General features: G+C 68.1%; 13 protein-coding genes. 6 read left to right on the forward strand and 7 right to left on the reverse strand.

The window, feature by feature from the left end; genetic code table 11:
* The 4 genes from AC5P9F_RS06325 (at position 1) to yeiP (ending at position 2,782) form a co-directional block, all read left to right on the forward strand.
* Positions 1–402 (forward strand): VOC family protein, encoded by a 402-nt coding sequence (locus AC5P9F_RS06325; RefSeq protein WP_043035388.1) that lies wholly within the window; start codon positions 1–3, stop codon positions 400–402.
* Positions 399–1,295 carry a hydroxymethylglutaryl-CoA lyase gene (locus AC5P9F_RS06330; protein WP_012480063.1) on the forward strand — a complete coding sequence of 299 codons (897 nt, stop codon included), beginning with the start codon at positions 399–401 and terminating at the stop codon, positions 1,293–1,295. The genes AC5P9F_RS06325 and AC5P9F_RS06330 overlap by 4 nt, the downstream gene beginning before the upstream one ends.
* A 100-nt stretch (positions 1,296–1,395) precedes the next feature.
* Positions 1,396–2,166 (forward strand): SDR family oxidoreductase, encoded by a 771-nt coding sequence (locus tag AC5P9F_RS06335; protein WP_165710417.1) that lies wholly within the window; start codon positions 1,396–1,398, stop codon positions 2,164–2,166.
* Positions 2,167–2,215: 49 nt separating this feature from the next.
* Entirely contained in the window at positions 2,216–2,782 is a 567-nt protein-coding gene (yeiP, locus tag AC5P9F_RS06340) for an elongation factor P-like protein YeiP (RefSeq protein WP_005409468.1), read from the forward strand.
* 154 nt (positions 2,783–2,936) lie between these two features.
* On the opposite strand, the gene AC5P9F_RS06345 is transcribed toward yeiP, so the two are convergent.
* The 4 genes from AC5P9F_RS06345 to AC5P9F_RS06360 all read right to left on the reverse strand — a co-directional run bounded on the left by AC5P9F_RS06345 (position 2,937) and on the right by AC5P9F_RS06360 (position 8,417).
* Positions 2,937–3,629 carry a COG3650 family protein gene (locus AC5P9F_RS06345; protein WP_005413200.1) on the reverse strand — a complete coding sequence of 231 codons (693 nt, stop codon included), beginning with the start codon at positions 3,627–3,629 and terminating at the stop codon, positions 2,937–2,939.
* A gap of 83 nt (positions 3,630–3,712) precedes the next feature.
* Positions 3,713–4,105, reverse strand: a complete 393-nt coding sequence (locus AC5P9F_RS06350) for a nuclear transport factor 2 family protein (protein WP_005413199.1) — start codon at positions 4,103–4,105, stop codon at positions 3,713–3,715.
* Positions 4,086–7,235: a multidrug efflux RND transporter permease subunit gene (locus AC5P9F_RS06355; RefSeq protein WP_012480062.1), complete on the reverse strand. Its 3,150-nt coding sequence runs from the start codon at positions 7,233–7,235 to the stop codon at positions 4,086–4,088. Before AC5P9F_RS06355 ends, AC5P9F_RS06350 begins: the two co-directional genes overlap by 20 nt.
* 36 nt (positions 7,236–7,271) lie before the next feature.
* Entirely contained in the window at positions 7,272–8,417 is a 1,146-nt protein-coding gene (locus tag AC5P9F_RS06360) for an efflux RND transporter periplasmic adaptor subunit (RefSeq protein ID WP_099523812.1), read from the reverse strand.
* A 129-nt stretch (positions 8,418–8,546) separates the two neighbouring features.
* Here AC5P9F_RS06360 and AC5P9F_RS06365 point away from each other — a divergent pair, with 129 nt between their 5' ends.
* Together AC5P9F_RS06365 and AC5P9F_RS06370 are read left to right on the forward strand one after the other, a co-directional pair.
* Positions 8,547–9,263 (forward strand): response regulator, encoded by a 717-nt coding sequence (locus tag AC5P9F_RS06365; RefSeq protein WP_005413196.1) that lies wholly within the window; start codon positions 8,547–8,549, stop codon positions 9,261–9,263.
* Complete coding sequence (locus AC5P9F_RS06370) at positions 9,263–10,339, forward strand: ATP-binding protein (protein WP_111105429.1); 1,077 nt, start codon at positions 9,263–9,265, stop codon at positions 10,337–10,339. The genes AC5P9F_RS06365 and AC5P9F_RS06370 overlap by 1 nt, the downstream gene beginning before the upstream one ends.
* On the opposite strand, the gene AC5P9F_RS06375 is transcribed toward AC5P9F_RS06370, so the two are convergent.
* The 3 genes from AC5P9F_RS06375 to AC5P9F_RS06385 form a co-directional block, all read right to left on the reverse strand.
* Entirely contained in the window at positions 10,317–12,113 is a 1,797-nt protein-coding gene (locus tag AC5P9F_RS06375) for an Lnb N-terminal periplasmic domain-containing protein (protein ID WP_062605893.1), read from the reverse strand. The two genes, AC5P9F_RS06370 and AC5P9F_RS06375, sit on opposite strands and share 23 nt — an antisense overlap.
* A 34-nt stretch (positions 12,114–12,147) precedes the next feature.
* Positions 12,148–12,447 (reverse strand): DUF2388 domain-containing protein, encoded by a 300-nt coding sequence (locus AC5P9F_RS06380; RefSeq protein ID WP_005409460.1) that lies wholly within the window; start codon positions 12,445–12,447, stop codon positions 12,148–12,150.
* Between the two features lie 62 nt (positions 12,448–12,509).
* Positions 12,510–13,898, reverse strand: coding sequence for an FAD-binding oxidoreductase (locus AC5P9F_RS06385; RefSeq protein ID WP_024958330.1), 1,389 nt, complete (start codon positions 13,896–13,898; stop codon positions 12,510–12,512).
* Positions 13,899–14,041: the final 143 nt, after the last annotated feature.

Raw genomic sequence — 14,041 nt, forward strand, 5'->3', positions numbered from 1 at the left:
ATGCTCGATCATCTTGGTTTGACCAGCGCCGACCTGGCGCGCAGCAAGGCCTTCTTCCTGCAGGCACTGGCGCCACTGCAGATCGGCGTGGTGATGGAAGTGACCGCCGAACAGACCGGCGCGCACGACCACATCGGCTTCGGCAGCGACGGCAAGCCGTTCTTCTGGCTTGGCAATGGCGGCACCGCCAGCCATGGCGTGCATGTGGCCTTCGCCTGCGCCAGCCGCGACCAGGTGGACGCCTTCCATGCCGCCGCCCTCGCCGCCGGTGGCCGCGACAACGGCGCCCCGGGCCTGCGCTCGTGGTATCACCCGGACTACTACGGCGCCTTCGTGCTGGACCCGGATGGCAACAACATCGAGGCGGTCTGCCACCGCCCTGCCAATGGGGCAACCGCATGAGTGACTACGTCCGCATCGTCGAGGTCGGGCCGCGTGACGGCCTGCAGAACGAGAAGCAGTCGGTCTCCACCGGCGACAAGATCGAACTGATCAACCGCCTGTCGGCCACCGGCCTGCGCAGCATCGAGGCAACCAGCTTCGTCAGCCCGAAGTGGATCCCGCAGCTGGCCGATGCCGCCGAGGTCTATGCCGGCATCCAGCGCCGGCCCGGCATCCACTACCCGGTACTGGTGCCGAACGAACAGGGCTACGACCGCGCCCGTGCGGTGGGCGTCGAGGAAGTAGCGGTGTTCACCGCCGCGTCCGAGGCATTCAACCGCACCAATACCAATGCCGGCATCGATGAATCGCTGGCGCGCTTCGAGCCGATCCTGCGCCGTGCCGCCGCCGATGGCGTGCGCGTGCGCGGCTACGTCTCCACCGTGCTCGGCTGCCCCTACCAGGGCGAAGTGCCGCTGGCTGATGTGGTGCGCGTTGCACGCGCCCTGCACCAGATGGGCTGTTACGAAATTTCGCTGGGCGACACCATCGGCGTCGGCACCCCACGCAAGGCACGGGCGATGCTGCAGGCGGTCGCTGCCGAGATTCCGATGGAAGCACTGGCCGTGCACTTCCACGATACGTACGGCCAGGCCATCGCCAACATCGCCACCTGCCTGGAAGCAGGCGTGCGCGTGGTCGACAGTGCGGTGTCGGGTGCCGGTGGCTGCCCGTATGCCAAGGGCGCCAGCGGCAATGTGGCCAGCGAAGACGTGGTCTACCTGCTGCAGGGCCTCGGCCTGGACAGCGGCGTGGACCTGCCGGCACTGGCCGAGACCGGCCGCTGGCTGGCCGGCCTGCTCGGCCGCGCCACCGCCAGCCGCACCGGGCAGGCGCTGGCCGCCGCCGGTTGACCGCCGCACTGCGCCGCCCCGCAAAGGCGGCGCAGTGCACAACAGCGGCGGTCGCGGCTTCCGTTAGAATCGGCGGTTCTCGAACCTGCAGGACCGTTCAATGCAGCTGTCTTCCGTACGTGCCGTGATCACTGGCGGCGTCTCCGGCCTCGGCCTGGCCGTGGCCCAGCACCTCGTCGCCCAGGGCGGCAAGGTGGCCCTGTTCGACCTCAACGACGACAAGGGCGCTGCCGCCATTGCCGGGCTGGGTGCCGACAAGGTCCGCTATTTCAACGTCAACGTCAGCGATGAGGCGGCGGTGACCGCGGCCATCGACCAGGCCCACGATTTCCTCGGCGGCCTGAACGTGGCGATGAACTGCGCCGGCATCCTGGGCGCCGGCCGCGTGCTGGGCAAGGAAGGCCCGATGCCGCTGGCCGGCTTCCAGGGCACGGTGATGGTGAACCTGGTCGGCAGCTTCAACGTGGCCAAGGCCGCGGCCAACCGCATGCAGCACAACGAAGCGGGCACTGACGGCGAGCGCGGCGTGATCATCAACACCGCCAGCATCGCCGCCTATGAAGGCCAGATCGGCCAGGCCGCGTATGCCGCCAGCAAGGGTGGCGTGGTCTCGATGACGCTGCCCATGGCACGCGAACTGTCGCGCTTCGGCATCCGCGTCAATACGATTGCTCCGGGCGTGTTCTGGACGCCGATGGTCGACGGCATGCCCGAAGCCGTGCAGCAGTCGCTGGCCGCCTCGATTCCGTTCCCGTCGCGCCTGGGCAAGCCGGAAGACTTCGCCAGCCTGGTCGGCTTCATCCTCGGCAACACCTACCTCAACGGCGAGACCATCCGCCTGGACGGCGCTACCCGCCTCGCTCCGAAGTGATTCCCCACGGGCGCCGGGACGGCGCCCTCCCCCAACGACCTAGATCACCATGAAAGCCAACGACATCAAGAAGGGCAACGTCGTCGAGTACAACAACGGCGTGTACCAGATCCGCGACATCGAGCGCAGCTCGCCGCAGGGTCGCGGCGGCAACGTCCGCTTCCGCTTCATCATGTACAGCGTGCCGGGCGGCAACAAGCTCGATGCCAGCTTCGATGCCGACGACAACCTGGTCGAGGTCGAACTGCTGCGCCGCCAGTCCACCTATTCGTACAAGGACGGCGACGCGTTCGTGTTCCTCGATGACGAGGACTACACCCCCTACACCCTGGACGCGGACGTGATCGGCGACGACGCTGGCTACATCACCGATGGCCTGACCGGCATCTACGTGCAGGTGATCGACGAGCAGCCGGTGGCGATCCAGCTGCCGGCCTCGGTGGTGCTGGAAGTGATCGAGACGCCGCCGGAACTGAAGGGTGGCACCGCCACCAAGCGCCCGAAGCCGGCCAAGCTCAACACCGGCATCGAGATCATGGTGCCGGAGTACATCGTCAACGGCGAACGCGTGCTGGTGAACACCGCCACCGGCGAATTCGCGGGCCGTGCCGACTAATCGCCTCGCGCTGATCGGCTGCCTGTCCCTGCCTGCGGCGCATTCGCCGCAGGCAGGCCATCGGATGTAGCAGTCGTGTAGCACCGAGCCCACGCTCGGCTGCTGTGCGTTGGACAGGGACTGCAGCCGAGCGTGGCTCGGCTCTACAGGTAGCTTACGGCTGCTTCGCGCCGAAATTGCCGCAGCCGTGGTACTGGCGGGTGCCGATGGTCAGGTTCACCTTGGCATCGAACGCCTCGCCACTCATGTCGTCCTGGCAGGTCGTGCGCTGGAAGCTGAGCTTGACGTCGGTGCCATCGGACGCCTTGCCACTCCAGCCGTCAGCACCTGCGGTGGGCTGGGCGACATCGAAACGACGCTCACCGTAATCCACTTCCACCTGCAGGCCCGGCGTGTCGCCGTCGACAACCGCCAGCCAGCCCGGCTCATTGCCGGTGGCACGGAACGCGGCATTGCCGGCGCTGCCATCGCCTTCAGTGGCTTCGACCGCATGGCACTCGCGATCGGCTTCGCCCTTCAGGCTCAACAGGCCGTCATCGCTGCCCTTGGTCCAGAAGCTGTTGCCCTTGCCATCGCCGTACTTGGCACCCGACGCCGCACGCTCGGAGCTCATGGCGAAGGTGCGTTCGCCGATCACCACCGTGGCCGCATCCTCGCCATTGAAGGTCGCGCGCACGCTCAGATCACCACACTGGTACGTGGTCTCGCTGCCACCTTCGGTGCTGGCGCTCGGCTGCGGCGCGGCAGGCGGGGCGTCATTGCCGCCTGCGGCGGGCGGCTGGGCCGGCTGGCACGCGGCCAGCACCAACCCGAGGGAGGCTGCCAACAGACTGGGAACTACACGCATGGCTCGACTCCTTGTCGACACTACAGAGAGGCTCGACCCTACCACCTGTCGGTGAGCGGGGCCTGAAAGCGGCCTGACCGCACTCATGCGGCCAGTACCGCCATCGACAACAGCTGCGCGCCGCTTTCGCCGGAACTGCAGGTCCACACCCGCAGCAGGCGCAGTTTCAGCTCGCGCTCCTGGCCCTGCCCGCGCACCGACAAGCGCACGTCGCTGGACAACAATGCCAGGCGTCCGCACAGCAGCGTTTCCACCGCGTACGACTGCAGGCTGCGCACGTGCAGGTTTCCGGCCAGCCAGTCGCCCAGCCACGGCAGGTCGAGCAAGCGTCCGCCCTGCCCGTCCATCATGAACAATGCCGGCGATACCAGCGCGGTCAGCGCATCGTGGTCGTCATCCAGCAATGCCTGCCGCAGGCGCTGTTCCAGCGCTGCCAACTGCCGCTCATGCAGGTCTTCAACGATGTCCCGTTCCATCCACGGATCCTTCCGGCATCGGCCGGCGCCTGCGCAGGCGTTGCGCGATCCACTGCCGCGCGCCCTGCACCACTACATAGAAGACCGGCACGAAGAACACCGCCAGCACCGTCGCACTGACCATGCCGCCGAACACACCGGTTCCAATCGCCTGCTGGGTTTCCTTCGACGCGCCCTGCGCCAGCATCAGCGGCACCACGCCCAGCGCGAATGCCAACGAGGTCATCACGATCGGCCGCAGGCGCAGCCGCGCCGCCTCCAGCGCCGCTTCAACCAGGCCGCGACCCTGCTGCTGCAGCTGGCGCGCGAACTCGACGATGAGGATCGCGTTCTTCGCCGACAGCCCGATCACGGTGATCATGCCGACCTTGAAGAACACGTCGTTGGGCATGCCGCGCAACAGCACCGCAGCAACCGCACCGAGCAGGCCCAGCGGCACCACCAGCATCACCGCCAGCGGGATCGACCAGCTCTCGTACAGTGCCGCCAGCACCAGGAACACCACCAGCATCGACAACAGCAGCAACCACGGCGCCTGCGCACCGGACTCCCGCTCTTGCAGCGACTGGCTGGTCCACTGCAGGGCAAAACCGGACGGCAGCTTCTCCGCCAACCGCTCCATCTCCGCCATGGCCTGGCCGGTCGACACGCCGGAGGCCGGTGCACCGGACAGGTTCAGCGCCGGGAAGCCGAGATAGCGCTGCAGCTGCAGCGGCGCCTCGGTCCAGTGCGGCGTCACCAGCTCCGACAACGCCACCATGCCGCCTTCGCTGTTGCGCACGTACAGCTTCAGCACGTCCTCCAGCTCCATCCGATGGGGTGCATCGGCCTGCAGGATCACCTGCTGCAGCCGCCCCTTGTTGGGGAAGTCGTTGACGTACTGCGAGCCCATCGCCGCCGACAGCGTGCTGCTGATCTGCTCGAACCCCACGCCCATCGCCTCGGCCTTGGCGCGGTCGATGTCCAGCCGCACGCTGGTACCTGCCGGCAGGCCATCGGCATGCACCTCCGACAGCAGCGGGCTGGCCTCGGCCAGCTTCAGCAGCTGCTGCAGGGCCGCACGCAGTTCGGCCTGGCTCTGCCCGGTACGCGCCTGCAGGGCCAGCGAGAAGCCGGACGAACGGCCCAGGCTGTCGATCGCCGGCGGCATTACGCTCATCACCTCGCCCTCGGCAATCGTCGCCATCGCCTTCTGCGCGGCCTCCACTTCGCCGGCCGCGGTGGCCCCTGCACGCTCGCCCCAGTCCTTCAGCATCGTGTAGGTCAGCGCCGCGCTCGGGCCGGAACCGGAGAAGCTGTAGCCGAGGATCGACTGGTTGGAGCCGATGCCCGGGCGTGACGCCACGTGCCGTTCGTAGGCTTCGACCACGGCCAGCGTGCGTTCGGCGGTGGCTTCGGCCGGCAGCTGGATCGAGGTCATGAAGTAGCCCTGGTCCTCTTCCGGCAGGAAGGCGCCCGGCAGCCAGTGCAGGCCCAGCAGCAGCGCCGCCACCAGCGCGGCGAACACGCCCATGACCCGCCCGCTCCGCTGCAGCACCGACGCCACGCCACGCTGGTAGCGCCCGGTCATCCGTTCGAAGCCACGATTGAAGGCGCCGAACAGACCGCCCCGACCATGGTGGCCATGGGTGTTCGGGCGCAGCAGGGTCGCGCACAGCGCCGGCGTCAGGCTCAATGCCAGCAGCGCCGAGAACAGGATCGACACCGCCATCGCCACGGTGAACTGGCGGTAGATCGCACCCACCGAGCCGCTGGCCAGCGCCATCGGAATGAACACCGCAGTCAGCACCAGGGTGATGCCGATCACCGCACCGGTCAGTTCGCGCATCGCCTTGATGGTGGCCTCGCGCGGCGGCAGGCCTTCCTCGGCCATGATCCGTTCCACGCCCTCGACCACCACGATGGCGTCGTCGACGATGATGCCGATTGCCAGCACCATGCCGAACATGGTCAGCACATTGATCGAGAAGCCTAGCGCCAGCATCACCGCGAAGGTGCCCAGCAACGCGATCGGTGCGACCAGTGCCGGAATCAGCGTGTAGCGCCAGTTCTGCAGAAACAGGTACATCACTGCGAACACCAGCAGCATCGCCTCCAGCAGCGTCTGCACCACCTTCTGGATCGAGATCTTGACGAACGGTGCGGTGTCGAACGGAATGCTCGATTCCACGCCGCGCGGCAGCAGCGGCGCCAGCTCGGCCATGCGCTCGCGCACCGCCGACGCGGTGCGAACCGCGTTCGCGCCAGGACGCAGCTGCACGCCGGCGGCGGTGGCCGGATGGCCATCCTCGCGGGTGCCCCAGGCATAGCTCTGCGCGCCCAGCTCGACGCGGGCGACATCGCCCAGCACCACCCGCGAGCCGTCGGCCCCGGCGCGCAGCACGATGGCAGCGAACTGCTCCGGCGTGGACAGCTGGCCATCGGCACTCAGCGGCACGGTGATGCGCTGGCCCGGAACACCCGGAGAATCGCCGATGCGCCCCGGCGAGATCTCCAGGTTCTGCTGCTCGATGGCAGCGGCCACGTCACCCATGGTCAGCCCATAGCCGGTCAGCCGGGTCGGGTCCAGCCACACGCGCATCGCCTGCTCGGCACCGAACAGCTGCACGCGGCCGACGCCATCGATGCGGCGCAGCTCCTCGATGATGTTGCGCGCCATGAAGTCGCCCAGTGCGGCCTCGCTGACGCTGGCATCCGGCGAACGCAGGCCGACCAGCATCAGGAAGCCGGAATCGGCGGCCTCCACGAACAGGCCGTTCTGGCGCACGCTGCGCGGCAGGCGCGGCTCGATCGCCTTGATCCGGTTCTGCACGTCCACCTGCGCCAGCTCCGGGTTGGTGCCCGGCTTGAAGGTGGCGGTGATCGAGGCTTCGCCGGACGTGTCCACCGACGACTCGAAGTACAGCAGGTGCTTGACGCTGGACAGCTCGCGCTCGATCAGGCCGACCACCGCGTCATTCAGCGTCTGCGGGCTCGCACCCGGGTAACTGGCATAGATGCTGACGCTGGGCGGGGCAACCGCCGGATAGCGCTCCACCGCCAGCCGCGGGATCGCCAGCACACCGGCCAGGATGATGAAGATCGCCAGCACCCAGGCGAACACCGGGCGATCGATGAAGAAACGTGCCATGTTGGATTTTCCTGGAGGGACCGGCCCGGTAGAGGCTCAGCCCTTGCTGCCGGCCTGCACCGCGCCGGCGCTGGCGACCGGCATCTGCCAATCGCGCGCATCGACCACCACGCCTTCCTGCAGGCGTTCCTGGCCTTCGACCACCACCTTTTCGCCCGCCTTCAGGCCGGTGCGCACCAGCCATTGGCGATCGACACTACCGTCCACTTCCAGCGTGCGGATCACCGCCTTGCCATCGCCACCGATCACCCAGGCATAGGCCTGGCCACCGGCACTGCGCAGCACGGCCTGCTGCGGCACGGTCAGTGCGCTGGCCGGCGCACCCCGCGGCACCTTCGCGCGCACGTACATGCCGGGCAGCAGCTGGCGCTGCGGGTTGTCGACCAGGATGCGCAGGATCACATCACCGGTGCGCGCATCGACATTGATACCGGAGAACAGCATCTGGCCACGTTCGGGCAGCGGCTTGCCGGCCGCACCGATGATCGTCACCGGCAGCTCGCCGCCACCGGCACTGCGTTGCAGCGACTCGAGCTGCGCCGCTGGCTGGCGCACATCGACGTAGACCTGGTCGATCTGCTGCACCACCGCCATCGGCTCGGCATCGGCCACGCCGACCAGTGCACCTTCGGTCACCAGCGCTTGGTCGATGCGACCGGCAATCGGTGCACTGACCGTGGCATAGCGCAGGTCGAGCTGGCGGCGGGCCAGGATCGCGCGCGCCTCGTTCACCGCGGCACGGGCCTGTTCGTACTCGGCACTGGCATCGTCGCGGTGCTGCTGGCTGACCGCCTGCGCGGCCGCCAGCGCATGCAGGCGCTGCGACTGCACGCGGCTGCGGCCCAAGGCGGCCTCACTGCGCTGCAGCGCGGCCAGTGCCGAGTCGACATCGGCACGGAACGCCGCCGGATCGATCTGGAACAGGGCCTGGCCGGCGCGCACTTCCGCACCCTGCTCAAACAGCCGGCGCTGCACGATGCCGCCCACCTGGGCACGGATCTGTGCGGTGCGTACGGCGGCCACGCGGCCGGGCAGTTCGTCATCGCGCTGTACGACCTGCGGGCCGACCGTGACCACGCTGACGCGCGGTGTCGCTTCGGGCGTGGCTTCGGGGGCGGAGCAGGCCGTCATGGCCAGGGCGAGGGCCGCGATCAACGCGACCGGAGTCCTGAAGGTTCTCATTGCTGTGCACAATGCCGCGCGGGCGGCTGATAGGTTCTGAAGCGTGCAGTCTGCGGGGCGATGATGGGGTTTCGATGGAGGAACTGTGGAGATACGATGGAGGCAAGCACCTTAAGGCCCCGCCCCTGCATGCATGCCTCCCCTGCCCTCGCCGCCCTCGTCCTGATCGTCGAGGATGAGGCCGAGATCGCCGATATTCTTACCGCCTACCTGGAACGCGAAGGACTACGCACCCTGCGTGCCGCCGATGGCCACAGTGCACTGGACCTGCACCGCAGCGCCCGCCCCGACCTGGTCCTGCTCGACGTACAACTGCCGCGGCTGGATGGCTGGAGCGTACTGACCCAGCTGCGCCAGCGCGGCGAAACGCCGGTGATCATGCTGACCGCGCTGGACCAGGACCTGGACAAGCTGACTGCGCTGCGCATGGGCGCCGACGACTACGTGGTCAAGCCGTTCAATCCAGCCGAAGTGGCAGCGCGCGTGCGCGCCGTGCTGCGGCGTACGCTGCGTGGCTCGCGCGTGGACGCACCGACCGCACTGCGCGCGGGCCCGTTGCTGATCGACTCGGCCACCCATGCCGTGCATGTGGAAGGCGACGGCTACAGCCACGAAGTGCTGCTCACCCTCACCGAGTTCAAGCTGCTGCACTGCATGGCGCTGGCGCCGACCCGCATCTTCAGCCGCAGCGAACTGATGCACGAATGCCTGCCGGAAAGCGAGGCGCTGGAGCGCACGGTCGACAGCCATGTCAGCAAGCTGCGCCGCAAGCTGGATGAAGTGGGCATGGTCAATGTTCCGGCCAGCGTGCGCGGTGTCGGCTACCGGTTGATGGCCGACCGCTGATGGCCGGCCTGCGCCGCTCCGGGCTCAGTCGCCACATCATCGTCTCGATGTCGCTGATGGTGATCGGCGTCATCGTGATGATGATCCTGTCATCGTGGCTGCTGTACGCGGTGCTGGTCGAGTTCTTCCCCGGCAGTGCCGAAGAGCCGGAAAGCTGGCTGCCGACCGGGCCGGAGCTGGCATGGATGGTCGGGGTGATCCTGACCGGCCTGGCACTGGCCATCGCCGCCTCGTTCCGCCTTGCCCACCGCATCCTGTCGCCGTTGAATTCGCTGGTCGACAGCGTGCGCGCGCTTGCCGGCGGCGACCTCGGTGCGCGCGCCAGCGCCCAGGAAAACTCGCCCGGCGAAGTGGCCACCCTGGTCGAGGATTTCAATGCGATGGCGCGCCGCCTGCAGCACATGGAGAGCGAGCGCGCGATGTGGCATGCGGCCATTGCCCATGAACTAAGGACTCCGGTGACGATCCTGCGTGGTCGCCTGCAGGGGCTGGCCGAGGGCGTGTTCCAGCCAGACGAATCCCAGTTCCGCAGCCTGCTGGCACAGGTCGAAGGCCTCTCACGCCTGATCGAGGATCTGCGCGTGTTGAGCCTGTCCGACAACGCGCGGTTGGACGTACGCCGCGCGCGCACCGACGTGGTGGCCGAAGTGCATTCGGTGATGACCCTGGTCGACCCGCAGTTCCGCGCCGCCGGCTTCGTGCTGGAGCTGGAAACCAGCCGCGAGGAACACAACGCGCACTGTGACCCGACACGCTTGCGCCAGGCCCTGCTGGCACTGCTGGAGAATGCGCGTCGCTACGCCAGCCCGGGCAAGGTGCGGATTGCCGTGCACGACACGCCCGGACACGTGCAGGTGGCGATCGAGGACGAAGGCCCGGGCATCGACCCGGAACTTCACACCGACATCTTCACTCCGTTCATGCGCGCCGACGGCTCGCGCTCGCGCCAGGGCGGCGGCAGCGGGCTGGGCCTGGCGGTGGTCAAGGCCATCGCCGATGCACATGGCGGGCGCGTCTACTGCACGCCCGGCAGCGCCGGCGGCAGCCGCTTCGTCATCGAGCTTCCGCGCCAGTAGCCGGCAGCCTGGCCTGTTCGCGCAGGTGCGCGCCGAGTGTGGTCAGATTGGCGTCGATCGCATCCATTTCGTCGCGCTGCGGCGCCGGCAGCGTCTGGCGCAGCTGTACGCGCAGCGCCTGCCACGCCGGCACCGCCTGCGCACTGGCGGTGGCCACGACCTCGGACAACAGCGCCTGCTCATCGGCAAGCGGCAACCCGTAGCCATCGTCGACCAGCAGCGTACCCGGGCGCAGCCATTGCCCACCCTGCTCCAGCAGCTGGCGCAGGCCGCGCGTCTCGGCACTGTCCGGTGCCGCCAGCAGGCGCCGTTTCAGCACATCGCGCGCGCGCAGTTCGGCGCGGCGTTGCGCAGCCTGTTCCAGCAGCAGCAGCCCGGCGCTGGCACGCAGGTCACCCTGCAGCAGCCAGGGCGCACGCTGCTGTGCGGGCAGCTTCAGCCAGGCGCGCACATCGCGCACCGGCAGATCCAGCTGCGAAGCCGCCACATCGAACAACTGCTGGTAATGGTCGCGTGCCGAGGCGAAGTAGTAGCCCTGCGCCTGCGCGGAATCCCGATCAGCCAGCACCTGCTCATCCAGTACCTGCAATCGCGCCAGCCGACGCTTCAACCCGCGCGGACTCAGCTGGGCCAGCCCGGCCTCCCCCAGGCGCGGCACGCCCGCCTGCAGCAGCTTTGCGGTTTCCACCGCGCAGTTGTTGCTGACGAAGTAATAGCGCCCGTCGTAGCTCCAGTGCACCTGTGCAGTGCGCTCGAGCAGGCCGGCGATCTCGCCGGGCGACAACTGCAACGGCAGCGACTGCAACCCACGCAGTTCCACCTTGGTGTACTCGTCCACCACCTGCTGCAGCGGCAGCACGAACAGCCGCGAGGGATAGCCGCCGGTCAGGCCACGCCAGTTGGAAATCTGCACATCACCCACGAATGCGCGGAACGACAGCACGCGGTGGTGCTCCAGGTCCAGGCGGCAGTCCGGCCCCGGCGCACGGCCCGGCCGGCAGATCACCAGCCGCAGCATGCTGTGCCCCCAGCGGCTCATCGGCTGCGCACTGCCTTCGGCGAACAGGTAGTCCACGGCGTAGACGCGCGAAGGATCGAGCTGCAGCAGCGATGCCGCACCCTCTTCCGATTCGGCCTGCAGCAATGGCAACGTGGCCGCGCAGTGCGACTGCGGCAGCGATGGCGGGGTTCCGAAATGGGCCTGGTACCACTGCGCCAGCGCCGGGCGCCGGCAGGCAAACTCGCTGTCGAGCACGAAATGCTCGGCGTTCACTGCCAGGTACTCGGCCGGATCCTTCAGTTCATAGGCATCCGGACTACGGTCACGGAAGTCGTTGCCACCACGGCCGAGATGCCAGGGCTTGCGCTGCCATCCGGCCAGGTCGCGCCAGCGCGCACTGCGCGACCAGTTCGCGCCGCTACGGTCTGCAACATGGGTCAGTTCATGCACCAGCGCGCTGCGTCGTGCACGGCGTGCGCCGGGCACGGCATCATCCAGCAGCTCGCGACGCAGGTCGATGCGGCCGGCGAAAGCGCGACCGTGCACATCGGCCGGCAGGTGGTCGCTCCAGCGCACCTGCACGTGTGCTGGCAGTGAGCGCAGCAGGCCATCTGGCAGCAGGGACTGCACGTCGGCCAGGGTCTGCATCGCCACCTGCTGCTGTGCAGGGCTCAGCCCTTCCGGATCCAGGCGCAGGTCGCTGCTGGCATGTGCGGCCGGAACGGCCAGCAGTAGAGCCAGGCCATGCCTGGCTGCGTTCCGTGCAGATGTCATGGCGTTGCCAGCCAGCGGCCGGCACTACCCGGGATCAACGCGCCAGCAGCGCGCGGGCCAGTTCCAGGTCGCTCTGCTGCTGCGCGGCAGCGCTCTGCTCACGCAGGTGGACCAGCGCGGCCTGCAGGCGGGCGCCACGGATCTGGCCGTCGCTGGCGATGAACGCGGCGGCATCGTCGCGTGCGGCCTGCACCACCTTGTCGTCGCCCGAGCTGCTGGCCGAAGAGCCCGACGATGCACCGGTGGCGGAACCGGCCGAGGTGCCGGCGAAGCTGGAAGCGAAGCCGGCCAGCGGCAGGGACAGCAGGGCGAGCAGCAGAAGCGGACGGGTCATCGGTTCGAAGCCGGTTGTGAGGATGCGTGGAGCGTAACGGGTGCGTGAAGGATTTGCCCGGCTCAAACGTCGAACAGCTTGCCGGGATTCAGCCGCGCTTGGGGATCGAACGCACGTTTGACCGCCTTCATCAGGGCGATCTCGGCCGGGCCGCGGGTGCTGTCCAGGTAGCCCTTCTTGACCAGGCCGATGCCGTGTTCAGCCGAGATGCTGCCATCGAACCGGGCCAGCACCTGCGCCAGCAGCTTGGTCACATGCTCGCACTGCGCCACGAAATCGGCGTCGCTGGTGTCATCGGGCTTGAGCACGTTGATGTGCAGGTTGCCGTCACCGATATGACCGAACCACACCACATCGAAGTGCGGGTAGGCCTGCCCGATCAATGCCTGGGTCTCGGCCAGGAACGCCGGCATCGCCGAGATCCGCACCGAGACGTCGTTCTTGTAGGGCTTGTAGCGCGCCAGCGATTCGGTGATGCCTTCGCGCAGGCGCCACAACTGGGCGGCCTGGGCATCGCTGGCACTGATCACGCCGTCGCTGACCCAGCCGTTGCCCATGCAGTCCTCGAAGGCCGCCATCGCCGCCGCTTCCTGCGCTTCGTCGTTGGCGGCGAACTCGGTGACCACGTAATACGGGTGCACCTCGTCGAACGGTGCCTGCGCACCATGCGCCAGCACGTGCTCCAGCGCGCGATCAGTGAAGAATTCGAAGGCCTGCAGCTGCAGCCGTGCGCGGAACGCGGCGAATACCTGCATCAGCACTTCGAAGCTGGGCAGCGCCAGCAGCATCACGTTGCTGGCCGGCGGCGGATCGGTCAGCTTCACCGTCGCTTCGACGATCACGCCCAGCGTGCCTTCCGAACCGATCAGCAGCTGGCGGAAGTCATAGCCGCTGGAGTTCTTGATCAGGCCCTTGTTGAGCTCCAGCAACTCGCCACTGGCGGTGACCACCTTCAGCCCGGCGATCCACTCGCGGGTGTTGCCGTAACGGATCACGCGGATGCCACCGGCATTGGTGGCGATGTTGCCGCCGATCGTGCAGGAACCACGCGCGGCGAAATCCACCGGGTAGATCAGGCCGTGGTCCAGCGCGGCGTTGTGCACGGCCTCCAGCGGCATGCCGGCCTGCACCACCAGGGTGCGATCGACCGCGTCGTAGGCCAGCGCCTTGTTCATCCGTTCCAGGCTGAGCACCAGCTCGCCGTTGGCAGCCACCGCGCCACCGGAGAGGCCGGTACGGCCGCCGGACGGCACCACGGCCACGCCCTCGCCTGCACTCCAGCGCATCACCGCCTGCACTTCCTCGACCGTGGCCGGCAGTGCGATCGCCAGCGGCGCCGGCGTCCAGCGCCGGGTCCAGTCGCGCCCGTAGTGCTCCAGGTCGGCCGGGTCGGTCTTCAGCTTCAGGCCGGGACAGGCCTGCTGCAGCGAGGCAATGCGGGAATCGGTCATGACGGTCCAGCGCGGGGCGTGAAGAACGGGCAAGCGTGCCAGCGGCACGCGCCAGCGTCCAGCCCCGCCGCGCTGCAGATAGCTACGGATGCAACCAATTGCGCACTGCACCATGGGCGCTTCGATCTGGCATAGTGGTCAGC

The sequence above is a fragment of the Stenotrophomonas sp. YJH_SMC_4 genome, from assembly GCF_059371575.1.